Origin of the sequence: Symbiopectobacterium purcellii (genome assembly GCF_019797845.1) — a bacterium.
GTDB classification, from domain to species: domain Bacteria; phylum Pseudomonadota; class Gammaproteobacteria; order Enterobacterales; family Enterobacteriaceae; genus Symbiopectobacterium; species Symbiopectobacterium purcellii.
The window spans coordinates 3029634-3054419 of record NZ_CP081864.1; the positions used below are offsets into that span (position 1 = coordinate 3029634).

General features: G+C 52.3%; 23 protein-coding genes and 4 pseudogenes. 7 read left to right on the plus strand and 20 right to left on the minus strand.

What is annotated here, in order from left to right:
• The first annotated feature begins 1067 nt into the window (after window positions 1-1067).
• Window positions 1068-1151 carry a hypothetical protein gene (locus K6K13_RS23600; protein WP_222161105.1) on the plus strand — a complete coding sequence of 28 codons (84 nt, stop codon included), beginning with the start codon at window positions 1068-1070 and terminating at the stop codon, window positions 1149-1151.
• 136 nt (window positions 1152-1287) lie between these two features.
• Here the strand turns inward: K6K13_RS23600 and K6K13_RS14300 are convergent, their stop codons facing one another.
• The 4 genes from K6K13_RS14300 to cspG form a co-directional block, all read right to left on the minus strand.
• The gene (locus K6K13_RS14300) at window positions 1288-1470 is read right to left on the minus strand and encodes a hypothetical protein (RefSeq protein WP_222157605.1); all 183 of its coding nucleotides are present in this window, start codon (window positions 1468-1470) and stop codon (window positions 1288-1290) included.
• 163 nt (window positions 1471-1633) lie between these two features.
• Window positions 1634-1783, minus strand: a complete 150-nt coding sequence (locus tag K6K13_RS23605; protein ID WP_350338155.1) for an ash family protein — start codon at window positions 1781-1783, stop codon at window positions 1634-1636.
• A gap of 751 nt (window positions 1784-2534) precedes the next feature.
• Window positions 2535-2729 (minus strand): cold shock small protein YmcF, encoded by a 195-nt coding sequence (gene ymcF, locus K6K13_RS14310; protein WP_222161106.1) that lies wholly within the window; start codon window positions 2727-2729, stop codon window positions 2535-2537.
• An 18-nt stretch (window positions 2730-2747) separates the two neighbouring features.
• On the minus strand, window positions 2748-2960 hold the full coding sequence (gene cspG / locus K6K13_RS14315; RefSeq protein ID WP_195314187.1) for a cold shock protein CspG: 213 nt from the start codon (window positions 2958-2960) through the stop codon (window positions 2748-2750).
• A gap of 608 nt (window positions 2961-3568) precedes the next feature.
• On the opposite strand from cspG, the gene K6K13_RS14320 reads away from it, so the two are divergent.
• The 4 genes from K6K13_RS14320 (at window position 3569) to K6K13_RS14335 (ending at window position 8122) form a co-directional block, all read left to right on the plus strand.
• Complete coding sequence (locus K6K13_RS14320; RefSeq protein WP_222157606.1) at window positions 3569-4507, plus strand: DUF1266 domain-containing protein; 939 nt, start codon at window positions 3569-3571, stop codon at window positions 4505-4507.
• Window positions 4508-4666: 159 nt separating this feature from the next.
• Window positions 4667-5488, plus strand: a complete 822-nt coding sequence (locus K6K13_RS14325) for a hypothetical protein (protein ID WP_222157607.1) — start codon at window positions 4667-4669, stop codon at window positions 5486-5488.
• Window positions 5489-5697: 209 nt separating this feature from the next.
• Window positions 5698-7119 carry an MFS transporter gene (locus K6K13_RS14330; RefSeq protein ID WP_252120526.1) on the plus strand — a complete coding sequence of 474 codons (1422 nt, stop codon included), beginning with the start codon at window positions 5698-5700 and terminating at the stop codon, window positions 7117-7119.
• Window positions 7120-7564: 445 nt separating this feature from the next.
• A complete protein-coding gene (locus tag K6K13_RS14335; protein WP_222157609.1) occupies window positions 7565-8122 on the plus strand; it encodes a hypothetical protein in 558 nt (185 codons plus the stop codon).
• Window positions 8123-8194: 72 nt separating this feature from the next.
• Here the strand turns inward: K6K13_RS14335 and K6K13_RS14340 are convergent, their stop codons facing one another.
• Both K6K13_RS14340 and K6K13_RS14345 read right to left on the minus strand, forming a co-directional pair.
• Complete coding sequence (locus K6K13_RS14340; protein ID WP_222157610.1) at window positions 8195-8464, minus strand: hypothetical protein; 270 nt, start codon at window positions 8462-8464, stop codon at window positions 8195-8197.
• The gene (locus K6K13_RS14345; RefSeq protein WP_222157611.1) at window positions 8464-9549 is read right to left on the minus strand and encodes an alkene reductase; all 1086 of its coding nucleotides are present in this window, start codon (window positions 9547-9549) and stop codon (window positions 8464-8466) included. The genes K6K13_RS14340 and K6K13_RS14345 overlap by 1 nt, the downstream gene beginning before the upstream one ends.
• A 563-nt stretch (window positions 9550-10112) precedes the next feature.
• Here K6K13_RS14345 and ypdK point away from each other — a divergent pair.
• Complete coding sequence (gene ypdK, locus K6K13_RS14350; RefSeq protein ID WP_434064615.1) at window positions 10113-10169, plus strand: membrane protein YpdK; 57 nt, start codon at window positions 10113-10115, stop codon at window positions 10167-10169.
• Window positions 10170-10290: 121 nt separating this feature from the next.
• On the opposite strand, the gene K6K13_RS14355 is transcribed toward ypdK, so the two are convergent.
• The 13 genes and pseudogenes from K6K13_RS14355 to K6K13_RS14415 all read right to left on the minus strand — a co-directional run bounded on the left by K6K13_RS14355 (window position 10291) and on the right by K6K13_RS14415 (window position 22063).
• Window positions 10291-11136, minus strand: a complete 846-nt coding sequence (locus K6K13_RS14355; protein WP_222157612.1) for a prepilin peptidase — start codon at window positions 11134-11136, stop codon at window positions 10291-10293.
• 127 nt (window positions 11137-11263) lie between these two features.
• On the minus strand, window positions 11264-12049 hold the full coding sequence (locus tag K6K13_RS14360; RefSeq protein WP_222157613.1) for a type II secretion system protein N: 786 nt from the start codon (window positions 12047-12049) through the stop codon (window positions 11264-11266).
• Window positions 12039-12551 (minus strand): type II secretion system protein M, encoded by a 513-nt coding sequence (locus K6K13_RS14365; RefSeq protein ID WP_252120298.1) that lies wholly within the window; start codon window positions 12549-12551, stop codon window positions 12039-12041. The genes K6K13_RS14360 and K6K13_RS14365 overlap by 11 nt, the downstream gene beginning before the upstream one ends.
• Complete coding sequence (gene gspL, locus K6K13_RS14370; protein WP_252120299.1) at window positions 12548-13867, minus strand: type II secretion system protein GspL; 1320 nt, start codon at window positions 13865-13867, stop codon at window positions 12548-12550. Before gspL ends, K6K13_RS14365 begins: the two co-directional genes overlap by 4 nt.
• Before the next feature lie 11 nt (window positions 13868-13878).
• Window positions 13879-14697 carry a type II secretion system minor pseudopilin GspK gene (gspK, locus tag K6K13_RS14375; protein WP_222161109.1) on the minus strand — a complete coding sequence of 273 codons (819 nt, stop codon included), beginning with the start codon at window positions 14695-14697 and terminating at the stop codon, window positions 13879-13881.
• Between the two features lie 28 nt (window positions 14698-14725).
• The gene (gspI, locus tag K6K13_RS14380; protein ID WP_222157614.1) at window positions 14726-15106 is read right to left on the minus strand and encodes a type II secretion system minor pseudopilin GspI; all 381 of its coding nucleotides are present in this window, start codon (window positions 15104-15106) and stop codon (window positions 14726-14728) included.
• Window positions 15103-15702 carry a type II secretion system minor pseudopilin GspH gene (gspH, locus tag K6K13_RS14385; RefSeq protein ID WP_222157615.1) on the minus strand — a complete coding sequence of 200 codons (600 nt, stop codon included), beginning with the start codon at window positions 15700-15702 and terminating at the stop codon, window positions 15103-15105. Before gspH ends, gspI begins: the two co-directional genes overlap by 4 nt.
• A gap of 25 nt (window positions 15703-15727) precedes the next feature.
• Complete coding sequence (gspG, locus tag K6K13_RS14390; RefSeq protein ID WP_222157616.1) at window positions 15728-16192, minus strand: type II secretion system major pseudopilin GspG; 465 nt, start codon at window positions 16190-16192, stop codon at window positions 15728-15730.
• Window positions 16193-16233: 41 nt separating this feature from the next.
• Window positions 16234-17460, minus strand: a pseudogene (gene gspF, locus K6K13_RS14395) (type II secretion system inner membrane protein GspF).
• 1 nt (window position 17461) lies between these two features.
• Window positions 17462-18878, minus strand: a pseudogene (locus K6K13_RS14400) (GspE/PulE family protein).
• Window positions 18875-20837: pseudogene (gene gspD, locus K6K13_RS14405) on the minus strand (type II secretion system secretin GspD). Before gspD ends, K6K13_RS14400 begins: the two co-directional pseudogenes overlap by 4 nt.
• A gap of 47 nt (window positions 20838-20884) precedes the next feature.
• Window positions 20885-21802: a type II secretion system protein GspC gene (gene gspC, locus K6K13_RS14410; protein WP_222157617.1), complete on the minus strand. Its 918-nt coding sequence runs from the start codon at window positions 21800-21802 to the stop codon at window positions 20885-20887.
• A gap of 51 nt (window positions 21803-21853) precedes the next feature.
• On the minus strand, window positions 21854-22063 hold the full coding sequence (locus tag K6K13_RS14415) for a hypothetical protein (protein WP_222157618.1): 210 nt from the start codon (window positions 22061-22063) through the stop codon (window positions 21854-21856).
• Between the two features lie 134 nt (window positions 22064-22197).
• Between K6K13_RS14415 and K6K13_RS14420 the strand changes: the two are divergent.
• A pseudogene (locus K6K13_RS14420) lies at window positions 22198-22937 on the plus strand (IS5 family transposase).
• On the opposite strand, the gene K6K13_RS14425 reads toward K6K13_RS14420, so the two are convergent.
• Window positions 22934-24709, minus strand: coding sequence for a glycosyl hydrolase family 28 protein (locus K6K13_RS14425; RefSeq protein ID WP_222157619.1), 1776 nt, complete (start codon window positions 24707-24709; stop codon window positions 22934-22936). The pseudogene K6K13_RS14420 and the gene K6K13_RS14425 overlap by 4 nt on opposite strands.
• Between the last annotated feature and the right edge of the window lie 77 nt (window positions 24710-24786).

The window sequence follows — 24786 nt, forward strand, 5'->3', positions numbered from 1 at the left end:
ATAATCAAAATGCCCCGGAGGTGAAAGGGATGTTCGACAAGGCAATCGAGCAGACTGCTAGGCTTGATATGCATTTGCTCTTCTTATGGGATGCTAGTTGGCATCACATAATAGAAGCTTTTTAGATAAAATCGTCTCAGCAATCCCTTGCAAGCCATTTCTAGTAGGTTGCTTTTTTAGTTCCATATTTATGTGTGTAAGGGTTGTAATTCCCTTTAGTACTGAAATTATTATATTGCGTAGAATCTTTTGTTGTCCTCTTATACGGAGAGACATATTTTCCATTATTTTTAACGTACCCATTGACCCTTTCATGGCTTGAGCTACTGCCAGTGCTGTAGCTATAACTCTTCGGTGCTTTATAAGCGCCCTTATAGGATGAATGATGTCCGCCTCCTTTTGCAAAAGCGCCTGTGGTTAGAGCAATAAAACAAAATAAAATAATTACCCTGATCATAATTATCACCATTAACAAATATAAATAAGCCTGGCCTCGTGTTGTACTTTGCACTCATTCCTTGACCCCGTTTTGTGATGCGAAACGACCTTGGTTGAGGTATCAACCAACACGTTCATTCTCACTGTTCTGGAACGAGTACACTTTGACAGTGTACTGACATCTCATGGGTAAATCTGCATCATGCGGCAGAATTTTGTCTTCTCTTTCCCAGATAGACGTGTGGGTCATTGGCTACTGTCTCCGTTATGCTAGATAGGCTATACGGCTTTTAGCTCTACCTATTTCATTTGGTAATGATATTCATTATCATTTTATGGTTTTATATATTCTTTTCGTTCTCCACGCCTTATGACTCTTATGGAGAATTTATTTTATAAATCATTGATGCAGAAATAATATTCTAACTATTTTTACAAGAGGGATAAGTAATGTTAAGAAAGTCATTATTCTTATTACTACTCACAGCTTTTTCATTTACAGTTCAGGCGAGTACTCTGGTTACAACGAGCAAAGAAAAAATATTGAAGATTGGAATAGTAATAAAAAAAATAATAGCAGACGTACAACGGAAGGGTTCACTTACGATGGTCGACAACACTGCTCACAAATGAGATCCAAAGAAGAAGCTTATTTTTTTCTTCGAAACGACCCTAATACCAAAATGGACAGTGATAATGATGGAGAGCCTTGAGAAAAATATCGTTATCCTGAAGGGGTAAGACGAGATTAAACGCTTTTAGAGAAAAGGGCCGCCACGCCCTTTTCCCATTCAATTGAAGAACAACCCGCTTATGAAAGTCCTGGCTGTCTGATTAACGCGGCGAGGGTCAATGATAGTTGCCCTCTTCTGGCGTCAGGTGAAAAGTGCGATAGAGAAAATCCAGATGTTCAGACAAAACAAAGGTAAGAATATCTTTAGCCTCTGGGTGATCCAACTCCACCAGCGCATAAGCGAGCGCGCGGCATTGATCGATGAGGTCTTCCAGTTCCAGAGGGGCGTTATCAAACATGGCATGCCCTCTTAGCCAGCAGAGCATCACCGATAGCCAACAGATCCACACAGTGTTGTATCAGAAAGGCAGAGCAACATTCAGGCTGAGTTTGGGTAGGAGTCACAACCATTACGAGAGTCTCCGATAGTAGGAAAAACACCACCATCAGAGCTGCTAATCTCTAAATTGGGGTAGCCCAGACAGAGTTAGCAGTACCGGCACTATCGGAAACCGGCCAGCCCGAAGGCTGCCCTGCCTGAGCCACCATTGTGTTACGAATAAGATTCGTAAAGTATGGATGTGCCGAGGCTACGATACAAAAAAGACGCATGGCGCGTCTGGTATCGCCGATAGTACACACAGGCTGCTAATCCCGGTTGCCGATTTTGCGGCAACAGGCTGACTATATTGGTGAGCTATTGCGCTAACAAGTTTTTTATCCGAATTTCTGCGGCTCATTAAGGGATTATGTATACTGTCGTATCTTTTAAGGGTGAAATAACGTTCAGGATTGAGGATTTATGAAAAGGAAATTATTTCTTTTACTGTCTCTTGCAGCAACATGCAATTTTTCATACAGCTTGTATACGGTCTTCAACGATCTGCCTACGCTGATAAGATACAAAATATTTTCACCATTCTCATGTGTCTTTTTTTCATTTTTATTTTATTCGGCACCAAACACCAAGAGATTGTTGCGATACTGGATGAATATTATAAGAACTTTTCGCTTAATTCTTTGCAAAAGGAAAAGGGTTACCACTACACCTTTTTGTTTTGTTGTATCTTTTTATCTTATGCTCACTTTTGGCTCGCCTCCATCACCGGGGTATTTTTCCTTCAAGTGTTATACAAAACCCGATTGATCATCGAGCATTTTACCGTTATTGAAACCACCACCCTCATTTTTGCTGTTAACGCGATTTTGTTTGTGATTTTTACACTTCCTGTAATTTCTATACTAAAAGGTATCAGGAAAACCGCAACAACTTCTTCTTAATGCAAAAAACCACACCCCGGTCAATTAACATTGACGCGCCAGGTGTGGTTTCATTTATACAGAGGTTTTTATTCTGAAATAATCAGGAATAATGCGCCAATGATGTTGGCGTTTTTATTAGCTGCCCGGCGTGCACTGCGCTGTTGCCCTCCACTTGCATGATGGATTTGCAAAAAATGCATTTTGCACCATGCGGGTTCCACGGTGAAACGTCAAAATGTGACGTTCTGTATTGGGAACCGTGACAACACGGACATTTTAGAAATAATGTAGAAATAACGAACCAATCCTTTACTTACAGTGCAACCACGTTCGCAGCTGCTGGGCCTTTCGGGCCATTTTCAATCGAGAATTCAACTTTCTGACCTTCATCCAGAGTACGGAATTCGTTGCTCTGAATGGCAGAAAAATGAACGAAAACATCTTTGCTACCGTCAGTCGGGGAAATGAAACCAAAACCCTTATCTGCGTTGAACCATTTTACTAAACCAGTCATTTTGTTAGACATATCTATTACCTTCTTAATGAGCCTTTCGGCGAACAGGGCTTGAGAACAGGATGGAATCAGAGCGTAAAGATGAAACTCAAAAAGAAGGGGTATCGAGGATAACTCTTAGATAGCACTTAGATGTGAGAACTGCTTTAGTAAACTGCGTTGATCATGTCTGCTTATCAAACCGACGTGCTCATTAACGCACAAAGTGGTTGGCATTGCAAGTGGTATCAAGAAATCCTGTTTCGCACGGTGGCAGCGACAGGTGCAACACGAGCGCGACGCTTGCATAGAAAATGTTTGTTTAACGCGATACGCCTCGCCCTCTCAGCATGAATATCCATCACAAATAAAATATTAAGACAATAATATAGAAACAACTAAAATAATTACGCCGCTCAATAAATTGAAAAAAAGAAAGCTGTCACACCGGCGTTGAATTATGCCTATGAAATTGTTAAATTTGCGTCAAATATTTTGCCAATAGGCTCTCTGGCATCCTGCGATCGCCGGATATTTACGCCTCTCTCTCCCGTTTTGCTCATTCAGGTCATGATGGACAAAGACCTGTTGATTCGCTCGATATCATCGTGTTGTGTAATAGACATTTATAAGGAAATTTTATGTTTGAGATCTACAAGCCTATAATAAAAAAACTGGTTATTGGCCTTAGCAAAATCGCCGTCTTTTTCCTGGTTGTGCACTATTCTCTCCCCTACCTTGAAAATATGCTGGGCACGCGTCTAGACAGCATACATACCTATTTCCCATGGGTAATAGGTGCATCATTAGCGTGGGTGATCCTTAGGTTGTTGCTTAATATTGTGACCAACTATGGCTTTAAGGATGGCATCCCGCAATTTTCCAACGGGATAGCCGCCAACATTCGCTATCCTCTCAGAGATGATGCCGATGCGCTGGTGGTGAAGTTATCCGGATTGATGGATATCTGTGATACCAGGAACAACCGCGCCGATCATGCCAGATCCTACCTCAACAGCCGCGAGGCCTACGACGTCAATAAAGCGCCCAACAAAAAAGGCATCATTGATAACTCAGCGTTTGACTATCTGATGCTGAGCTATGACATTGAAAAACGCAGCGAGTTGGTCGAATTCATTGGCAAATTGCTTCAGTCATTGCCGGAAGAAAACCGACCGGAAGCCAAATCAGCCTACAGTGAAGCACTGGCTATTCTGGATAAATTTTCTGCGGTAACAGAAACACAGTTAGAAAAGCATCACGACACCACCCTTCCCTACGTTGCCTTCAATTTACAACGTGCTGCCATGCTGGTGCGCTGGGGTTTCACGTGTAACATGATCAATGAAGATGAGTGGGATCTGTTTAAAGCAGAAATCCATGATGCTTATCAGAACTATTTCGGTGATAGCGGTTTCGGCAAATTTACCTACGATTATCTGATTGCGGTTTATCTGTTCCACGCTAAAGATAATCTCGATATGGTTCGTGAACGCTTGTACGGATTAACCGAATTACAGAAAAATAACTATCTCACGTTATCATGGGAAGCGATCAATGCCCTTTCCAGCGCCAAATAATTAGCTATTAGTAGCCAATACCCTGTTCCAGAATCTGGAATAGGGTTTATTTCCTATTCCCCTCAACCACCTGCCGCACCATTATCACCTTATTAAAGGCTCTCCAGCGCCTTACACCCTATCGTTTACAGCCTTTACCCCTTATGTGAGGTATAAAACATGCCACTGCCCATTTCAAACAATACCAGCCCCCTACTATCCCCAATCTCTCCCCCTTTAGCACAAACCCCTTGTGCGACGCTCATGAAGAAAGCCATGAAGTCACTCCTTTCTTTTCAGTTCGGTGATTTCTGCGCGAGGATTGTGGAAATATTCCGTGTGTTGACGGATACCCATGGTGAAAAGCTCACGTGCTCACAGCTTAATCTTCAGTTGGATGCGTTGTTTAGCAAAGAAGAGGGATGGACCCCCTTGAAAAGGGAATCTGAGTATATCCCCATCAAACAAACCGTCTATCGCAGCAGACAGATCGATGACACTACCTACGTGGTATCTGCACCAGCTCACGATCTACTTGATGAGTGTAGCACTACAGCAACGCTATCGGGTGGTCATTCAGCCGCCGCCCTGTTGGAGGAAATAAAAAATGAATTTCCAACGGGCAATGTAAAAACCTTAATACCTATCGCACAAAGTAATCCACTCGGGTGCTTCGGGCTACGTGGCCACTTTGTGTTATGCGAGGTGAACATCAATAAGGGAATAATCAGCGCAATAACACTGCATGATCCTAAAGCAGGACTAATTGATGGTTTTTATAAGGGTGACAACCACCTTAAAAGGCAGTTTCTCAATCATGAAAGTCTTGGGTTGGATAAAAAAAGTATCCTCACCGCACAGCATCACGGGCATCAGCATCTCTTGAATGGCAATGACTGTGGTCGCTATACCCTTTATTACGTGGACACCCTTGTAAAAGACGGCGCTTTAACAGATGCGTCAGCAAAAGGTGCTATGGCATTTTTCACAGCACGGCGTTAATACACTTACACGTCATTCGCTTGACCATGATTTGCGCAATGCAAATCAACCATAACAGCGCAATGTTTGCACACAAAAACCCTCACTCTGCTATGGAATTGTAGTTTTCCCCTGAAGTCAATAGTGGTATAACACCTTTATTATTGCTGTTATACCATTAAATAATAATAATATCTTTTTTTATTGTCACGTCAGGGGAATAATTATGGCTGTATCGGATTCCGCGCAGCAGCAAAGCAAACCCGCGTCAGCCCCCAGCCCTGTTGGTGGCCAGCGCTTTCTTTATGGAGTTCCTCGATGGCACGGTGATCGCCACCGCATTGCCTGATATGGCCCGCTCATTTGGCGTTTCTGCCGTTGACCTGAATATTGGCATTACGGCGTATCTGTTAACGCTGGCGGCGCTGATCCCCGCCAGCGGTTGGGTTGCCGAGCGTTTTGGTGCCAGAACCGTTTTCAGTGCGGCATTGGCGATATTTACCTTTTCCTCGTTGTTATGCGGCTTGGCGGAAACCGCAAGACAGTTTGTGTTGTTACGCGTGCTACAGGGCATTGGCGGCGCCATGATGGTGCCAGTAGGTCGCCTGGTGGTATTAAGAACCACGCCCAAAGACCAGTGGATTAAGGCGATAGCTACGCTCACCTGGCCCGCGCTGGTGGCACCGATCATCGGGCCGCCGTTGGGAGGGTTCATCACCTCCTATGCCAGCTGGCACTGGATTTTTTTCCTCAACGTGCCGTTAGGGATTATCGCCATCATTATCGCACTGCGTTTAATGCCGAATCAGAAACCGCAAGAAAAGCTGCCGTTTGATGGTCAGGGCTTTCTCTCCACCGGGATCACCATGCTGTTCCTGGTTTCCGGGTTGGAAATGCTCAGCCAGCAGCAGAGTCACCCAGCATATGCCTTTGCCGTTATAGCCGCCGGTATGCTCGCCCTGTTTTGGGCGATAAAACACCTGCGCACCGCGTCTACTCCGCTGATTCGCCTTGACGCATTGAGCGTCCCCACGTTCCGCATTACCATGCGTGGAGGATTTGTTTTACGCGCCACCATCAGTTCCGTTCCCTTCCTGCTGCCACTGATGTTTCAGGTAGGGTTTGGTATGGATGCTTTTCACTCAGGCGCGTTGGTGCTGGCGGTTTTCGCCGGTAACCTGGCGATGAAACCGGCAACAACGCCGCTTATTCGCTATTTTGGCTTTAAAAAATTGCTGATCGGCAACGGTATTCTCTGCGTGCTGTCGTTGTTAGGCTGCGCACTGTTAAGCCCCGCAACACCGCAAATGGTGACATTAGTGGTACTGTTTCTAGGCGGTTTGTTTCGCTCGATGCAATTCACTGGGATCAGTTCATTGGCTTTCGCCGATGTTCCCGCGCACGAGATGAGCTCGGCCAATACGCTTTTCAGTACCTCGTTGCAGTTGGCTAATGGCCTCGGTATCACGCTCGGTGCGCTGTGTATTCGCTTGGGTACCTGGCTCAGCGAGACGTTTATGCTGCCCGCCATACCGGGAGTCAGTTTCCGCATCGGGTTTGCCTTGATTGCGCTGATTACCGCGCTGGCACTATGGGATATCATCAAATTACATGCAGATGCGGGCAACAATGTTTCCCGAAAATCCAAATGATCGCTCTATCGGGAGGAATTGATTTTCCCCCTATCGTGCACGCCTTTTTCGCATTGACGGTTCAGGCCAATTAACCTTGGCCAACCATCAAAAAACGCTTCACATCCACAGTTATCGTACGGAATAACGGAAATCATCTATTATTCATTTTAAGTATTAAAAAAGCTCTTTTTTTGGCCGATAGTGTCTTCAAGGGTTTGTGTTCTGTGCTCATACAGATAAGCTCGATGCATCAGCGGACAATGGCTAAAGCATCGACAACCAGCGGTTGCTGGGCCAGACGTCGCGTTCTTCAGAACCCAACGCGTTTAGATTACGCATTAATATGTTAAGTGGCTGTTTTGTCAGAAATATTTTACTGACATTTTTATCTTTTTCGCTTTATTTCAAAGTGACGTGTTGGCACTAAATACTGCCAGTAATGAATATATAAAGGAGTTATATTGTGGTTATTCCAGATATTCAGACTCAAAATCTACATGGCGCCACTTTTCAACCTAATGTCTCTACCGTTGATGTGATCAAATCACCCAATGCGGTTGCCGCGGTGAATACCGAGAGCAAAACAGGTTCTTCCTCCACGGGCTCCAACTCTTCGGATACCTTTTCTGCGGCTAACAGCACCAAAGTGACGTTGTCTTCTGACAAATCGCGTGCCGCTCGGGGCGATTCCGCGGAAAGAAAACAAGCAGAGCACCAAAATGACGACGAAGAGGCGGCACCGGGTAACGAATATTCATTAACCATGACAGGTATCCCTCTGTTCGGCGGTAAATTGGTTTCCGTGATTAAATACCCTGATGGACAATCAGAGATGTTTGATTCCCTTACGGGAAAACGCATTTCGCAACAAGATCTGGCTCTGCTCGGCGTGTTGCACGGCGTGGATCCTGAGCAAGTGATGAATTTTGAGAGTAATGAATCCTACAGCGGACTCACCGCGGCTGAAGTCTATCAGCGTATTCAAGAACTGCTCGGCAAGGAAAACGGAAGCGACGTGTAATGTCTATGATGGCTCAGCACCCGCGCTGATATCTGCGTTATCCGCGCGGGCTGCCGTGTGGCGTGATGCGACTTACTCCTCTGCGTGGCAGCAGGGGCACATATGTACTTCGGCGGCGCTAATTGCGGTAACGCCTGCACAATCCCACTCGACGCGCACGGCTTGCCCTTCAGGAAGTGAATGGTGCAGATACTTGCTGACAGCGTCCTCTGTCATTCCCGTTATTTCTTCCGTTGCCAGCAGCGTATCCCCAACATAGACCCGCGCCACTGCATGGGCCGGCTTTTTTTCGTTGCCTTGTAACTGATACAGGTGATTCACCGTTAATTGGATACTCGCCATCACGCACCTTCCTGAGGACTGGCGTTATCGTCATCCAAAGTGGGGTAATCCGTGTAACCCGTTCGATCGCTGGTATAGATAGTCTGTGCGTTCAAGGCGTTGAGCGGCGCCCCCACGCGCAAGCGTTGCACCAGATCGGGGTTAGCGATATACCAACGCCCAAACGACACAGCGTCTGCACCACCGTCATCCAGCAATGCCTGCGCTGATGCCACCGTCAAACCATCATTGGCGATATAGGCGCCGGTGAAATGCTTACGCACCAGTGGGCCATAAAGCGTGCTGCCCGCAATATCTTCACGGCCAAAGATAAAGGCTAAACGACGTGTATCCAGCTGTTGGGCCACATAGGTAAACAGCGCCGCCGGATCGGAATCTTTCATGGAGTGCGTATTGGACATCAGGTTCAGGTGCACGCCAACGCGGCCCGCAGGCCAGACGGTGAGCACCGCATCCACCGCCTCTAACAGAAAGCGGGTCCGGTTTTCAATGCTGCCACCGTAGCGGTCCGTTCTCTGATTTGAACCATCGTGCAGGAACTGATCGAGCAAATAACCATTGGCCGCATGTATTTCCACGCCATCAAAGCCGGCGCGCTTGGCATTGGCTGCCGCCTGACGGAAATCCTCGACAATAGCGGGGATCTCATTGGTTTCCAGCGCACGTGGCATTTCATAGTTCTTGTAAGGGCGAACGGTAGCGACGTGGCCTTCCGGTGCAATCGCACTGGGCGCAACCGGCAATTTCCCTTCAAGATAGACAGGGTCGGAAATGCGACCGACGTGCCACAGTTGCAGGACAATTTTTCCACCCGCGGCGTGCACACCCGCGGTGACGCGCGCCCAACCGGCAATTTGTTCATCAGACCAGATCCCCGGCGTATTCGGATAGCCTACCCCCTGCGCTGAGATAGAGGTAGCTTCGCTGATAATCAGTCCTGCGTTGGCACGCTGTACATAGTATTCCAGCATCAGCGGCCCAGGCGTTCTTTCGTTAAAGGCTTTCATGCGCGTCAACGGCGCCATCACAATGCGGTTAGGCAGCGTCAGTTCGCCGATAGTGACAGGTTCGAATAGATTCGGCATAGCATTTTCCTTTCTCAGAAACCGGCTTCAAGGCTGGTTCAGGCAACCCTCATGTGTCTGGTGTTTTATCATGGCACTCACGTTCGATTCGCAACAAATAGTGCGAGACAGATCACATTATAGGGTTAAAACGCCCCTTTGGAGCAGGTATTATCTGCAACGGGAATAACAAACATCGGGAGAGAAGATGAGTGAATAACAAAGCGTAATTTCAAATGCTTTTCCTAGGTAGATATCCTTTCTCGCGTTTTCCTGTCAACCGCGCGATTATTGGTAGCATTAATCGCCACCGCGTGCCTTTTTTTCGCTCAAAGACACTCTCCAACAGGCTGCTTTTTAATGCTATTTATTGCATTTTCCTCCGTCCCCCTATTGATATTCAACCCCCACCAGGCGTAGATTTAGCGCCGATTCCATCATAACGGGCATGCCCTGTTTATGACAGACGGAAAGCCCTCGCTCTGCGTCGGTTCGCAGGGGTAAATGCTTTCCAACAAGACGCACAATCGGAATCGTTGCAGGCGTATGTTTGCTGGAGATGACAATCAGTGAAGTATTTTTTTATGGGTATCTCATTCATGCTGATGGTGTGGGCGGGTACTTTTATGCTGATGATTTAGTGACAGGTCATCGCGAGTTCGATACCAAACAGCATAAAATAAATAAAATCGAAAAAAGAAATGAATAAGGGCTGAGTGAAGAATCACTCAGCCCATTTTGTTGGCATCGTTTATAAAAAAGTCAGAAAGAGAAACCGGGCACAAAAAGCAGAATGCCGCCACTTATCGCCAGCCAGGGACCAAACGCCAGCGGCTGATCGAAATCCCCCCCGCGCCGCCATCGCCACAGACAAGTCATGACCAAACCGCCTAATGCCGCTAACAGCACCAGTTGCGGTAGCGCTTGCCATCCGAGCCAGGCACCGAGCGCCGCCAGCAGTTTGAAATCACCCGCCCCCAACGCATCTTTGCCCGTCAGGGTTTTAAACAACCAGTAGACCACCCACAGGGCAAGATATCCGGCCATGGCACCAATGACAGCACTCTCTAGTGGTACAAAGGCGTCGCTGAGATTGATAAACAATCCAAGCCATAACAGCGGCTGCGTTAATGCATCCGGTAACAGCAACGTCTCAGCATCAATCGCGGCCAGCGCAATGAGAAAGGCAAGCAGTGTCAATGCCCCCAGCAGCGAAACGCCTGGCGGCCACAGGCTGCCAGCCGCCACAAACAAGATCCCGGTTGCCGCTTCCACCAGCGGATAGCGCCAGGCGATAGGCTGATTACAGCAGCGACCGCGACCGCGCAGTACCAGCCACCCCAGTACCGGCACGTTATCACGCAGCGCAATCGGTTGATGGCAGTGTGGGCAGTGGGAACGCGGCCACCACAGATCGTAGCGAGCCTGGGCAACCTGCACGTCACCATCAACGTTCAAGGCGGTCTCATCGCGCCACTGCATTTCCAGCATGACAGGCAGGCGATGAATCACCACATTCAGAAAGCTACCAATGACCAGCCCCAACACCGAAAGCACACCGCACCAGAGCAGAGGATACGCTTCCGAAAACGCTACCAGTTGTTCCACGCCGTGCCTCGCATATTATCATCCTCGTAATGGTTGGCATCGCCTTTACGCGCTATCGTTTCACAGGCGGCAAGGCGCAACAACCGGTAAAACCTTCACAAATGCAAGCTTGTGCACTCGCACGCAGTTAAAGCGCCAAACGCCCCTGAAAACGCAACAAACGGCCACCTTGCGTGTCAGCGTTACCTTGCGTGGACAAAATACGCCCAATCGCTTGCGGCATGGCGTCACCGCTCGCCACCCGGCCATCAAACTGGTATTCCCCGCTGGCAGCCAAACTCCCCTTACCGGTAATTTGCACATAGGGCGATTGCTGGCGCAGCGCCATTTCCAATCGCCCCTCATGGCAATTGAGCTGCACCTGCGGCTGAGCCAGCGCAACCGTGCCAAGCGGCGTGCCTAATGCAGCATCCTGCCAGTTCAACGTTGCCGACAGCGATTGGCATCCGCGCGGATCGACAATGGCGTGTTGCAGTCGCAATTGCACGTTTCCTTGCGCGCTCACGGGTACAATCAGCGGCAATTTATTCACCACGTAAGCGGCGGGAACCGATACCTGCCACTGAAAAAGTTGCGCCTGCTGCCAGCCCCGGATCACGCCTTTTCCGCGCGGCCCGTCGGGACTATCAAAAGCCACCGCCAGCGCGGGCATCAGACCAGAGAAGGTGACATCCCAGCTCACCGTGCCCACATCACTGCCGCGCCAGCGAACCGCATCAATCTGCCCGTGCCAGACCGTGCCGCTGACACCGTTAACCGCCAGATCCGACGGTAGCCACCGCGTCAGCAAGCGAGCGGGGGCATCCTGCACCAGGAAAAACAGATAGCCCAGCATGAACACGAGCACTCCCAGCGCTTTCACTTTGAAAGTTAGCCCAGTGTTCGAATCGGTGTTGAGAGCACTAGCTTTCATTGGCACGCTCCATCACCAGTTTGCTGATATCCACTCTGCCGGGCGCGCCGTCCACGGCATTCACATCGAGTTGCAGCACGTTAACACCTGACTGTTCCATCTCCCCCAGCCACTGCATCAGCAAGGTGAAATCAATGCGCTCCAGCGTCACGGCCACCTGGTTCCCTTGCGGTTGTAGCCGTGTCGCTTTCAAGCCGTAGCGGCTGCTGCTTTGCGAAATCAACACAGGCAGGCTGACATGACGCGATTCCGCTGCCGGGGATGTCGAGGGGGCGGCGGCCTGTGCAATACGTGGAGCTTGTTGGCGCAGCCAGGAGACCGTTTGTTGCTCTCTGACCAGCGTGCGCTGCCACTGCTCGCTGCGCTGCTGCCAGGGTTGCCACAGCAGGAAATAGCAGGCGGCCAGCACCAGCGCACTGCCTGCCAGCATCAACAGCCGACGCTCACGCGGCGTGATACTGAGCCAATAGTGGTGCCACTGCGTCATGATGGCGTTTCTCATGGTTGCCCCTTTAACGTCATCTGCGCTTCAACACGTGTGCCATTCTGGCGAATTTCACCGTGTTGAATCTGGTAATAAGCTTCAGCCTGTTGCTGGAACTGTTCCAGCTCGGGATAGGCAGGCGCGCTGTAAGCCAGGCTAATTTCCCGCCGATTGCCATCATAGGCCAGCGTGGTCAGGCGTATGTCCTGATTTTCGCCCAGCAGCACCTGTAAGCGATTCATTGATTGCAACAGACGCGTCGTATCGCGCTCCCCCCCGGCCTGCTGTAAATGCTGTTGCATCTGCACCCGGGGATTCACGACCTGCGTTTCTGCCGGAAATATCTGGCGATAAACACGCACGCTTTCTTGCTGCCAGTAGGCCGCTTGTTGATACAGTTGGTAATGCTGCCAGACAGCATCCGCCAGTAGTAACAGCAGATAGCAGCCAGCCAGCGCCGCCACTCCGCGCCAGGCATTCCACCCGTTGCGCCATGCTCTCGCCGGTGCGAATTCCCCCTGATCCAGCCCTAACAGGGACAACCTCGGTGTCTGCACCGCCAATTGCAACAGTGGCATGGCAGGTTGAGACGCCCAGATACCGGCGGAAGGTACCGGATAGCTGTAGCTGTCACCGTGCAGAACGGGCATCTCTTGGTCGGGGTCATTCCCTGTAGCATCGGGTTCATCATCGGGATGGGCCTGTGGCAATGCGCCCAGCAACGCGGCATGCCAGCTCTGCTCCGCTGCCATGCCATCGCCGGTTGTGCGGCGAAACAGCCACAGATCCCGGTGGCAGAGCGCGCTGAGTCCCGTCACGGGCAAGGGCAGCGCCATCACATCAGGCAGTATGATGTCCGGTTTGATGGCCAATGTGTCACAGAGCGCTATCCAGTGCGCCATCTTGCTCTTTGCGACGACAGCAACCGTCGCACGATCGCCGTCCCATGCCAGTACGGCACAGTGTACGGTTTCCACATCAACGGCCAGACGCTCTTCCAGCATAAACGGCAGCGCCTGCTGTAACTGACGCCGAGCCTGCCGAGCAATGGTCAGCGAGTGAAATGTCACAGCGGTCGTCGGCACCAGCACGGTGGCAGTGTGAATGCCCGGATACCCCGCCAGCAGTTCGCGCAATTGCACTACGCTGCCCTGCCCTTGCATGACAACGCGTCCCTCGCGGCCGTGCGCGATCAGCCATTCAACATCCGACTCATCCCCTGCCAGTCGCAGAATCAGACGCGGCTTGTCAGAAGCCCGCACGCTGTCATGCGTCTGACGTGAAGAGGCCATCGTTCTGCCGGGCAATACACGTTGAAAATTAAACGTCTTCATACTGTTCCTGTTCATGGATTCACCGTGCGGTAACCGCCTGAGTACCGTCGTACCACGGACACTGTTTTTCCATCCTTATGCAGCAGACTGGTTTGATAGACATCGCTACTCTCGCCCATACGAACCCGCATGTAGGCAAAAAACCAATCACTTCTCGCCACCAACACTCGCTGTGCGCTGCTTTTATTGATATTGGGAAATCCGTCTTGCGCTAAAAATGCAGCACCGCTTTGCCACCCCGCCACAGGGCGCTGTTGCAACAGCGTTTTGGCCTGCTCTGCGTTTAGCGTGTTAAGAAACAGCGCGGAGAGCAGCGGTGCCTGATAGTCCCGCAAGGTATTAATATTTATCTGTAACTTTTGTGTCGGCAGTGCACAGACAAACGGCAGCAGACGCTGGTAAAGCGCAGCATCCCCCCCTTGCACCATGCGCAATTCACTGATGTCCACCATCGACTGGTTGGCCACACGGTAGGGGTCGGGCAGCGCCATATAGGTTTCATCCTCAGCCCCGTTCGCCATCGGCTGGCTGTCTTCGTCGATCCAATCACGTACCGCCGCCACAATGGACACCGCCTGTGCCGGATCGACCCCAAGATTGATCAGCAGCCAGCGAAATACCTGTGCGGGATACGGCGTGCTGACCGTCGTGCTGTCTTCACTGAGGGTTTGATTAAGCGCATTCAGGTTGAAGCACGCCAGCCCATCCAGCACATAGCCGAGGATCTCCCCGCCCTCAACCGGGAACTGGCGTCCGCGCTGCGCCCAGTTTTGCGACAGCGTGGTGCGATCCGGCGCGATCAGTGCATCACGCAGGATCACTTTGCCCACAAAGGCTTCCGCGCCAAGGGCATACCATTTAGCCTGCTGGTGCCCTAAGTTTCACCACATAACTGCGCAGTACGGCATCGGACGCACTGCTGTTCTTATCACGACGCACTTCAACATCCAGCGCGCGAAACTGCGCATCACCGGTTTCTACGCCTTGCCAACGCCAGAACCAGCGCTCACCACCCAGCGAACTGACACCGCTTACCCAGCGCGTTTCCGGCCAGCGTTTCTCGAGTTTTAGTTGTACCTGCTGATTTTCTGCCACCCAGCCTGCGAAGGTTTTCAGCTCCAAACGATTCAGGGTACTGACCTGGTAGATAGCCGTCTTCATCACGGCCAGCCCTGCCAACGCAAACACCGTCAACGCCACCATCACCTCAAGCAGCGTCATACCGCGCTGCGGTTTCATAACCGCGCCCCCTGGATAGTCGTGCGCTTTTCTTGAACATCCTGCGAGGTCATGATGTTGCCGACAGCGTCCACCTGCACCCAAGCGTTCTGCGTTTTCGGCTCGGCGTTGAACACCAGACGGAACGGCGTAACTTCTCCACCGGGCAGAATCAGGATGTCAGGCTCATCGTCACGCCCGTTCGAGACCTCTTCATGGGCGTTGCGTTTCAGCGTTTTTTTACTTTTGATATCTTGCAGTTCAAGACGCAAGCGTGCGGGTAACGTCGCAGAGGGCGTAATGCTTTGTGGTCGCCAGGGCTGCCAGTGATAGCCCAGAAACTGATCGCTGTGCGAGCGTGACGTTTCACCACCGTCATTCGGTAACAGCTCGATAAACTGCCACCGGTTCTGATAAATACGCACACCAAGCACATGCTCGTTCAGTTGGCTCTCTTCCACGGCAAAATCGAGCTGCGCGCGAAAATAGGCCATCTGCCAGGCACTGTCACTCTGCCAGTCGGAAGGAAAGGCCATCATCACCAGGCTGGCAGCAATCCCTGCCAGCAGAGCAACCAACATCATCTCCAGTAGTGTGAACCCGCGTTGCTGTTCCATCCTGCCCTACCTTGCGTGACTCACGCTATTTGCCACAGATGTTCCAGTTGCCGATATCATCCTCGGTGCCCGGCATACCATCCGGCCCAAGAGAGAAAATATCCAGTTTGCCGTGCTTACCCGGATTCTGGAGTTGATAATCTGCGCCCCAGGGGTCTTGCGGCAAACGCCGGATATAACCGTCCGGCTGGTAATTTTTCGGCTCAGGTTGGATCACCGGTTTTTTTACCAATGCGGCCAGCCCCTGCTCCGTCGACGGGTAACGCTGGTTATCCAGACGATACATATCCAATGCGCTTTCGAGCGCCACAATGTCACTGACCGCCTTCTGACGATCGGCTTTGTCTTTATTCCCCATCAGACTGGGGACCACCATGCTCGCCAGCACCCCGAGGATCACAATCACCACCATGATCTCCAGCAGCGTAAACCCCTGCTGAGAAGGACGACGCCGCCTTAACTGACGATGGAGAGGGTTATGTTGTTGCATATTGTCTTCCTTATTCCTTGCCCCCTTGAACGGGGATTACGTTACATGCTCATCATGGTATTCAGTTGCAGCAGCGGCTGAAGAATGGCCAGCACGATAAACAGCACCACGGCCGCCATCGTCACCACCAACAACGGTTCGAACAGCCCGAGCGCCATGGACATCTGCGCGTTGAACTCCCTGTCCTGATTATCTGCCGCCCGTTCCAGCATGCTGTCCAACTCACCGCTGCGTTCACCACTGGCGATCATGTGGCGCATCATCGGCGGAAACAGTGCCGTTTGTTCCAGCGCTTTGTGCAGGCTGACGCCCTCGCGCACCGCCTCCGTCGCTTGCGACAGACGATGGCGCGCATAATCATTGCTCATCACATCGCCACTGATGCGCATCGCCTGCAACAGCGGCACCGCACTGGCGTTAAGGATGCTGAGCGTGCGCGCATAGCGCGCGGTATTAAGGCCACGTAAAATACGCCCGATCACCGGCACGCCGAGCTGGCGGCGGTGATACGCCAGGCGACGCGTTTCCTGCTTGAGCAGCGCACGGGCGACAAAGGCTCCGACCACCAGCGCAATAACAATCCACGGCCCGGCGCTGCGCACCATATCGCTCAGCCCCATCAGCACACGGGTTGACAGCGGCAGTACCTGCTTCATGTGGATAAACTGTTCGACCACCTTCGGCACCACGACGGACAGCAAAATACTGACCACGGCAATGGCCACCACCGTTAATACGCACGGGTAAATCAACGCCTACTGAATGCGGCTGCGCATCTGCTGGCGCTGTTCGGTGTAATCAGCCAGTCGGTTCAACACCGTATCCAGATGGCCCGAGGTTTCGCCTGCGGCGACCATGGCACAGTAGAGACGGCTAAAGCAGCCGGGAAACGCTTTCATCGCTTCCGCCAGCGAATGCCCTTCCATCACCTTGCTACGCACACCGCTCATCAGGTTGCTCAAGGCCGGCTTTTCGCTCTGACGCGCCACTGCATCCAGCGCCTCTTCCAGCGGTAGCGCAGCTGCCACCAACGTAGCTAACTGGCGCGTCAACAGCGCCAGATCCGCTGCGCTGATGTGCGTCGTACGACGTAGTGAAAAACGCGGTGTAGCAGATGCCTCCCCGCTGCCTTGCCCTTCGCTCAACGCCAATGGCGTCAGGCCCCGCTCGCGCAGTAGCTGTCGTGCATGGCGAGCCGAATCTGCCTCCTGATTGCCGCGACAGCGTTTTCCGTGCTCGTCCAATGCCTGATAGTGAAACAGCGCCATCTCACTCCTCCTGCGTTACTCGAATAACCTCTTCCCAGGTGGTTAAACCGGCCAACACCTTGTTGATGCCGTCCTGGCGTATGGTGAGACGTTCCGGCCCCAGCAGGTGGGCAATCGCCAGTTCACCGTCGCCACGGTGGATGGCGGCGCGCACGTCGTCATTCACCAGTAAAAGTTCATGGATCCCGGTACGGCCACGGTAGCCGGTAAAGTTGCACTGCGTGCACCCGACGGCCCGATACACTGTGCTGTGCGGTGTAATGCCCATTTGCTGCGCCTGTGCGGCATCAACCGGGTGTGCTTCACGACAGTCAGGACACAGGGTGCGCACTAACCGCTGCGCCAGTACGGCCAGCAACGAGGTGGATAACAGAAACGGCTCAATGCCCATATCCTGCAAGCGCGACAACGCCCCCAGCGCGCTGTTGGTGTGCAAGGTGGAAAGCACCAGGTGGCCAGTGAGTGAGGCCTGCACCGCTATCTGCGCGGTTTCGCCATCACGAATTTCACCCACCAGCACCACGTCCGGGTCCTGACGTAAAATAGCGCGCAGGCCGCGCGCAAAGGTCATGTCCACTTTGGTGTTGACCTGCGTCTGCCCGATGCCTTCCAGTTCATACTCGATAGGATCTTCCACCGTCATGATGTTGCGCTCGGTGGCATTCAAACGGCTCAGCGCCGCATACAGGGTGGTGCTTTTACCGGAACCGGTCGGCCCGGTCACCAGGATGATGCCGTGCGGACGGTTGATCAATGCGTCAATCTGTTGTCGCAACGCGTGCGACATCCCCAGTGCGGCGAGATCGAGCTGGACGCTGTTCTTGTCGAGCAGACGCAGCACCACGCGTTCGCCGTGGCTGGAAGGCAAGGTGGAGACGCGCCATAACCTTGATACGCGACACCAGCAGTGACGCCAGCTTGCGCTGTGGGCGCAAAATCTCGCGCAGCACCCCATCCACGCGAAAACGGATCAGCAGGTGCCGTTCGTAGGTTTCAATATGGATATCCGAGGCTTTGTTTTTGATGGCCTCGGTCAGCATGGCATTGATCAAACGGATAATCGGCGCGTCGTCGTCAGCGTCCAGCAGATCGTCGCTGTCCGGCAACTCTTCCACCAGGGTGTAGAAGTCCATTTCGTTGCCAATGTCTTCCATCAGACGTCGCGCTTCATCGGAATCACGCTGATAGCAGACGATCAGCTGCCGATCGAACTCTTGTACACTGACGCACGCTACCGTGAAAGCGCTGCCCGCCACGCGGCGCGCCTCCATCAGCGCGGTTGCCGCCGTTGCCGCCTCACACATCACACTGTGCTGCTGCGTTGCGCCATCCTGTAACAGCAGGATGCGATGGGTGCGCGCATAGGCAAACGGCAACAGAGGCCGCCATTCCGGCATGCTGGCGTTAAGCTCGCTCATCGGCCCCCCGTGGGGTAGAGCGCGGTAATGGCGGTTTTCACCTGAAGAAATGTTTGCGTGTTACCGCTGCCCGGTAAACGCAACTGTTTGTCATGCAGCAGGTTATCGCGGTTATCTCCTTCACGTTGCTGCCCGCGCTCTTCGCTGAATGAGCGGTATTTATCGCTAGAAGCCGTCTGGTACTGCTGGCGATCGCGGATGATGGTGGGGCGAATAAACAGCATCAGGTTACGCTTCTTGACCTGTTTGCTGTTGGAGCGGAACAGCGCACCAATCACCGGAATATCACCCAATATCGGCACGCGTGACGCGCTCTCGGTGGTGCTCTTGTCCAGCAAGCCCCCCACCACCACGGTTTCACCATTCCCTACCAGCACCGCGTTGCTCACCGTGCGGGTGTTAAAGGTCACGCCCAATTCGGAACTGCTGCTGGAGGCGGAATCGGCCACGCTGGAAACCTCTTGCTCGATCTCCATCAGTACCGAATCCCCCTCGTTGATCTGCGGTTTGACCTTGAGTTTGATCCCAACAGTTTTGCGCTCAACGGTATTGAAGATTCGATCGCTGGCCGTGGTTTGCGATCCCGCCAGTACAGGCACTTCCTGGCCGACGTTGAAGTTGGCTTCCATGTTGTCCAGCGTAACGATACTTGGCGTCGCCAGAATGTCATTTTTGCTGTCGCTGGAAATGGCGGTCAGCAGCATCGACCAGTTGCCCTGATAGAATCCTGCCGCCATACCGTTAAAGCTGCCGAGCGCCGTGCCCAGCGCGGTGGGGATAGTGCCATCTTTGCGGTATTGATCAACGCCCGTCACCACGGTGGAAAGCGGCAACCCGGTGTTGCTGAACTGCGTCATCCCAGCGTGTTTATTGCCCCACTGAATGCCCAGATTAAGGCCATCGGCGTCCTGTACTTCAGCAATGAGCCTCTACCAGCACCTGCGGACGGCGAATATCGAGGCGGTTTATCACCTGCTCCAGATCGCGCATCACATCCGGTGCGGCATTCACGATCAAAGCATTGGTCTGTTCGTGTGCTTTGATTGAGATATCACGGCGTAGCGCGGTACCCGGCTGCGTCGTTTGCTGATCTTTTTGCAAACTGTCGCTGACGCCGGTAAGCACTTCCACTAAATCGGCAGCCTTGGCAAACTTGAGATAAATCACCTTGGTGTTACCCTGCGCCGCCTGCTGCCTATCGAGCTGTTTGATCATGGCGATCACGCGCTCACGTGATTTAGGCTCACCGCGCACCAACACCGCATTGGTGCGCTCATCCGCCACCACGTTGGCGGTCATCGCCCCCGGCAGCGCGGTTTTTTCGTCAGATTTATTCAGTTCATTGACCAGCTTCACCACTTCGGCTGATGAGGCGTAGGAGAGCGGGACCGTCACCACGTTGCGATCGCCCGTACGGTCGACGCGCTCCACGATCTCCATCAGGCGCTTCACTACCGCGGCGCGGACGGTCATCAACAACACGTTAGACGGCTCGTAATGCACCACGCTACCCGATCCTGCATTGTCGTTAAGCTGGCGCAACAGCGGTGCTAAATCACGCGCGGCAACGTTGTTCACCGGCACCACGCGCGTTACCACTTCATCACCGATACCCGGCTGCTTGTCCGTCGCAACCGGTATCGATGAGGTTTTGGCATCTTTGGCGGCAATGACCTTTAGCACGCCGTTATCCATCGGCACCACGGCAAAACCGTACACGTCCAGCACGCTGAGGAAGAACTGGTAATACTGCTCTTCGTTCATCATGTCGTAGCTGCGCACCGTGATAGAACCGCGCACCGCGGGATCGATAATCACAGTTTTATTCAGATTCTTGCTGACGGTATTGATGAACTCCTGGATATCCGTCCCTTTAAAGCTGGCGGAAAATTCCGCGCCCCAGCACCAGGCAGAAACCATCATGAGAAGGCCCGCCCCCACCAACCGCAAGCCAGTCATCCGCCGCCCTTTGCTAAAAACACGTTGCGCCACCTGTTCGTCTCCCGTTACGGCTCATCTCTGCCCGCGTGCTGTTCACTCTCATCGTTCGCCGCCCCATCAAGGGTCAACGTAATGTCCTGGCGCTGTCCGTCGCGCTCTATCGTCAACGTCAATTCACTCAACTGCGGCAGTTGCGCCATGGCTTGCTGTCCCTGTTCTGTATCACGCAAATCCATACCGTTGAGCGCCACCGCCAGATCGTTGTCATGCAGCCCCAGGCGGTAGAACAGTTCGGTTTTTTTCCCCGGGTTCAGGCGATAGCCCGCTAACGCGTTATCTTTCATCTGAGGGGCGATCGAGAGGTATTCCATCACCTTCATCGGTTCTGATTTTAATGTATTACGTACTGCGCTCAGTGCTGCCGCGGGCGGCTTGGAGGCACTGCTGCTGTTACTGTTGGTTGCGCCAACGTCATCGCGATACAGGTAGAGCGCTTCATAACGCCCCTGGTGTTCTAGTACGATACGATCGGCAGAGATGGTCACAATCCGGGCCTCATAGCCAGGAACGGCGTCGCCGACGCCACGGCTGAATTGCCGACCATCTTTGGCGATAATCACAATGGCGCGATCGGTCTGTCGGCTTGCCAGAATGCCGGTCACGGTCAGTTGCAGAGAAGAAACGGGGATATCCCCCTCTAATACGCCCTCTGGCACAGGCTTAAGTGAAGTCGCACTGGGAGAGCGGCCAAACAGCGTATACACGGTGGTTTGTGACGGTGTTAACGTAGCATGTGCAGGCGAGAGAGAGACGGCGTTCACCATCGGTTGCGCGGGCAACAACACGCGCCAGGTCCAGACGGCGAGCTGTTGGCAAATCAGCACGAACAACAGCCCCATCACCCCGAGCCGGAGCCAGGAGGAAGGCAGACGCGTGCCGATAGACAGTAAACCTTGTACGCGTTGTTGTATCACCTGAGACATTCTCCTTTCCCCACGCCATTACTGGCGTGGGGATAGCGTTACACTACGGCGTTACTGCGTTGCTGCATCACGCGTGATGGTTTGCGAACCCGTCGTGGTGATGGTCTCGTCGTTCACGCTGTCTTTCAGCTTGACGTTAGAAACCCCTTCACCGAAGCTCCAGGCTTGTGCACCATTCAATACGTTATCAAAGGTGACATTTTTGAACTGGCTGTCATGCAGGAAGCCAATGGCCGTCGCTTTGACGTTACGGAACTTCACATCTTCAAAATCGAAGTTCTTATGATACGCGTCGCGACCTAGGGCCTGTTGACAATCATCGCCAAGAACCTGTTTTTTTGTAAAAGAATCTGTTTACATTCTGTCTTTTTTGGAAAAGCAGAATGCCAAGATTGATGCTCAGTGATGACCAATACGAACGGATTAGCCCGTTTTTGCCGGGAAAGGATTCGGATCCGGGACGAACAGCAGCAGATAATCGGCTTTTTGTCGAAGCGGTTTTATGGATCGCCCGAACTGGAAGCCCATGGAGAGATTTACCACCCGATTTCGGACTCTGGAACAGTGTGTACAAACGCTTTGCCAGATGGTCACGGGCAGAAATATGGCATTCCGTTTTTGCTGAACTTGCGGGCGATGCCGATTTCGAGGAAATCTTCATCGACAGCACTATCGTACGGGTTCATCAGCATGCAGCGGGCGCTCCCAAAAAAACGGTGACCAGTCGATTGGTCGTTCTCGCGGGGGATTGACAACCAAGATTCACGCTCTGGTTGATGGGCTGGGCATGCTTGCCCGTTTTAGTTTGACTGGTGGTCAAAAGAGCGACACCAGAGAAGCATTGCCTTTACTTGGTGAATTGAAACCTTCAAGCTTGGCTGCAGACAAAGCCTACGATACGAATGTGATTCTACAATATCTGGAGTCGGTAGGCATTCAGGCTGTCATCCCCAGCAAAGAGAATCGCCGTGAGCAACGCCCACTGGACAAACATCTTTACGCTTCACGCAATTTGATCGAACGTTTCTTTTGCCGTATCAAGCAATTTCGACGCGTAGCTACACGCTTCGACAAACTCTCAAAACGCTTCGCATCATTCGTTGCGCTCGCTGCTGCATTCGTCTGGCTGTGTTAATTGTCAACAGCCCCTAGATCAAACCCATACGCGGTATCCATTGCTGCCTGAGTCATACCATCCACCGCGATACTGCTCTTCTTGTTAGAGCCATCGATAGTGATGTTGTATACGGTGATATCGCGGAACTGTGCCGGTTCTTTGGCAGGCAGGGTGTCGTTGGTATCCGCGCTGTACGCGATGGTGAAAATAAACGGCTCGTTGCCACCGATATCTTTCATCGCGTTATCGCGGAACAGCACGTCACGCGCACCACCGCCGTAATACGGACGGCTCTTCATGCGCAGACCAACGTCAGTCAGGTACATCACGTTGTTTTCAGAGACGATCTTCTCGATCCAGGCACCAGTATGGCTGCCTGCAACCACCGCACCGTGACCTTCACGGAAGTAGTTGTTGAAGATCCAGGCACCGCTTTGCGCTTTCTGACTAAACTCTTCAACCCCTGCACCATACCCTGCGGCGAAGTTGACGCTGTCGTCCCCGGTATCGAAGAAGTTGTTATAAACCATGACGTTTTGGCTGTTACCGAACTCAATACCATCGGCGTTGTTACCGTCATAGGTTTTGTGTTGCAGTCCGTGCATCACCACGTTTTCTGATTCCAACGCCATCACACCGTGATAGGCCGGGTTCAGAACGGTCAGGCCGCCCACATAGAGGTTGCTTACGCCACGCAGCGTCATCATCGATGAGCGGCGGTTTTTGTAGGCATCGTCCAGTGCCACACCTTCATCGACGGCAGCTTGCGTCTGGTTTTTCGCCAGAATACCGTCGCTGCTGACTTTGGCCGAGCTACTGGCACGAATTTGCGGCAGTTCATTGCCCAGTTCATCGGTAAGGGTCGCCGCAGGTTTAGCCGTACTAATACCCGCTACCCAACCATTGCCGTCAATGCTGCCTTTACCCACGATACGGATATTTTTGAACGTTCCCGCTTCGGTGTGACCGTGATCGTTAGCTTCCAGCACGTTAAGCAGAGACGGAGGACGTTTGGTCAGCATCTCACCTTGAATGAGGTACGGGTAAAGGTAATAGCCTTTTGCTACCGGATAATCCGCAGGATTTTCGGAGCCGAGCAGTTTGGCACCTTCCGCAATTTCAAAGGTCATATCGCTGTGCAGGAACAGCGCACCGCTCTTAAATACACCGCCACTCAGCAGCACCTTACACCCTTCTGGGTACGCCTGGATGGTACAGGAATCGATCGCTTGTTGAATGATCGTGGTGTTTACCGTTGTACCATTATCCACCGCACCTTCTGCTTTCACATCAATCACATGCGGCGTTTTGCTGGTACGTTGCGTGAGGGTTTCACTGTCTACCGACTCTTTGCCATCGGCATACACGGTACGCACCGTAAACTTGTATTCGGTATCCGGTTTCAAACCGTCCGTGCTGTCAGCGGTGAAGTTGTGGAACTTGACGCGCACATGCCAGTTATCCGCATCGAATTTGCTGTAGAAGTTATCGATATACGGTTTGGCAGGTGAGTGTTTATCCTGGTTGTCCAGCGTGCTGCCCAGCAGCTTGCCGTTCATATACACGTTGTAGTCTTTGATCTCACCGCTCGGGGTCGTGGGCTTCTCCCATGCCAGCGAGATAGTGCTGTCATCAAAGGCCAGCGTCGGCACCTGCAATTTCTGCGGTGCGGCTGAACGGTCAACCGGCGTGGTGGTATGACTGGAGTTATTATCACAGCCCGCCAACAATCCCCCCAATACCAAGGTTGCGCACAACGTTAATCGGGTTCTGGGTAAAAATTGCGTCATAAAATCATTTCCCGTGTAATAGTGAATATTAACTGTTCTATTGCTAGCCTTAAAAAACGGTGTTAAAAACCATCCCT

What these genes read in the sequence shown, in the direction of transcription:
- cspG (WP_195314187.1), bottom strand. Translation starts at nt 2,960, where the DNA reads ATGTCTAACAAAATGACTGGTTTAGTAAAATGGTTCAACGCAGATAAG.
- K6K13_RS23600 (WP_222161105.1), top strand. Translation starts at nt 1,068, where the DNA reads ATGAGATCCAAAGAAGAAGCTTATTTTTTTCTTCGAAACGACCCTAAT.
- gspC (WP_222157617.1), bottom strand. Translation starts at nt 21,802, where the DNA reads ATGTCTCAGGTGATACAACAACGCGTACAAGGTTTACTGTCTATCGGC.
- K6K13_RS14365 (WP_252120298.1), bottom strand. Translation starts at nt 12,551, where the DNA reads ATGAGAAACGCCATCATGACGCAGTGGCACCACTATTGGCTCAGTATC.
- gspG (WP_222157616.1), bottom strand. Translation starts at nt 16,192, where the DNA reads ATGCAACAACATAACCCTCTCCATCGTCAGTTAAGGCGGCGTCGTCCT.
- K6K13_RS14300 (WP_222157605.1), bottom strand. Translation starts at nt 1,470, where the DNA reads ATGTTTGATAACGCCCCTCTGGAACTGGAAGACCTCATCGATCAATGC.
- gspL (WP_252120299.1), bottom strand. Translation starts at nt 13,867, where the DNA reads ATGAAGACGTTTAATTTTCAACGTGTATTGCCCGGCAGAACGATGGCC.
- K6K13_RS23605 (WP_350338155.1), bottom strand. Translation starts at nt 1,783, where the DNA reads ATGCGTCTTTTTTGTATCGTAGCCTCGGCACATCCATACTTTACGAAT.
- K6K13_RS14340 (WP_222157610.1), bottom strand. Translation starts at nt 8,464, where the DNA reads ATGGCGAGTATCCAATTAACGGTGAATCACCTGTATCAGTTACAAGGC.
- K6K13_RS14425 (WP_222157619.1), bottom strand. Translation starts at nt 24,709, where the DNA reads ATGACGCAATTTTTACCCAGAACCCGATTAACGTTGTGCGCAACCTTG.
- gspH (WP_222157615.1), bottom strand. Translation starts at nt 15,702, where the DNA reads ATGGAACAGCAACGCGGGTTCACACTACTGGAGATGATGTTGGTTGCT.
- gspI (WP_222157614.1), bottom strand. Translation starts at nt 15,106, where the DNA reads ATGAAACCGCAGCGCGGTATGACGCTGCTTGAGGTGATGGTGGCGTTG.
- K6K13_RS14325 (WP_222157607.1), top strand. Translation starts at nt 4,667, where the DNA reads ATGCCACTGCCCATTTCAAACAATACCAGCCCCCTACTATCCCCAATC.
- K6K13_RS14360 (WP_222157613.1), bottom strand. Translation starts at nt 12,049, where the DNA reads ATGAAAGCTAGTGCTCTCAACACCGATTCGAACACTGGGCTAACTTTC.
- K6K13_RS14320 (WP_222157606.1), top strand. Translation starts at nt 3,569, where the DNA reads ATGTTTGAGATCTACAAGCCTATAATAAAAAAACTGGTTATTGGCCTT.
- K6K13_RS14345 (WP_222157611.1), bottom strand. Translation starts at nt 9,549, where the DNA reads ATGCCGAATCTATTCGAACCTGTCACTATCGGCGAACTGACGCTGCCT.